Annotated in this window: 1 pseudogene; it reads left to right on the top strand. The window is 33.4% G+C overall.

Annotated elements, in window-relative coordinates:
• Positions 1-746 precede the first annotated feature (746 nt).
• Positions 747-966 (top strand): annotated as a pseudogene (locus tag F9856_RS11970) (GNAT family N-acetyltransferase); the annotation flags it as partial.

The following is a 966-nucleotide window of genomic DNA, read 5'->3' as shown; positions in this document are numbered from 1 at the left end:
GCAGCCCAAAAAGAAAGCACCCATGCTTTCTTTTTTCCTTGCGTCGGTTCTAACGAACCGATGTTTTGCGAACCGCGCAAAACCTGCTCGCGAAGATTGCTCGCAAAAATTTATTGATTCAGGTTATTTAAAATAGCTTAGTTTTGTTTCTATAATTCAATACTAAGTGAGTCAGTGGTATAATAAAAGTATCTAAACTAGATTGAGTCAAGATTTATGGAGTTGATTGAAACTAGTAAACTGAAAAATGAAAATCAGTTGAAGATTATAATCAGAGATCTAGCAGGGGAATCCGTTAACTGCTAAACAGATTCCTGGCACAGTTGGTATCAATATTGTAACTGTTGGAACTATTTTATTGACAAAAGATAAGGTTTCACAGGGAAAAGTTAGATCGACTACTCGGTATCAACTCAATCCAAATTATTTTCACTTTTTATCTCTTATATTGTATCGGAAGAAATACAAGGCTAACTTTGAACGAAAGGAATAATGAAAAGCCTTGATTGCAAGGCTAGAGCATTGGGATGGGGAAGTATCAAAGTGAGTAATTTTTATGGAGTGATGGCTAGAAATTATCTATTTCCATTTATCCTGTGGGAATGCGTTTGTTTCCATTGACAAGGAATTTATATGAATAGAAACGTACCCACTAAAAAATATGTTAGTGATTGTTCAAATTTTATATTATCGCTTGCTAAAACGAATTATTATCTATAGAATGGAACAGATTGGATGGTAAAGGTATGATTAGAAAATTTCAAAAAGAAGATATTGAAATAATAGTTCAACTTTGGTTGACTGTCAATGTTGAGACCCATGCATTTATCCCAGCTGAGTATTGGGAATCAAAAATTGACTTTGTAACATCTCAGCTATTAGATGCAGAGATTTATGTTTATGTTTTTGAAGAAAGAATTGTTGGATTCATTGGAATGCAAGGAACATATCTAGCAGGAATTTTTG

Source organism: Streptococcus suis, from assembly GCF_016743335.1.
Classification (GTDB): domain Bacteria; phylum Bacillota; class Bacilli; order Lactobacillales; family Streptococcaceae; genus Streptococcus; species Streptococcus suis_Y.
The sequence above is the reverse complement of the archived record's forward strand: the minus strand, read 5'-3'. Positions and strand labels throughout refer to the sequence as shown.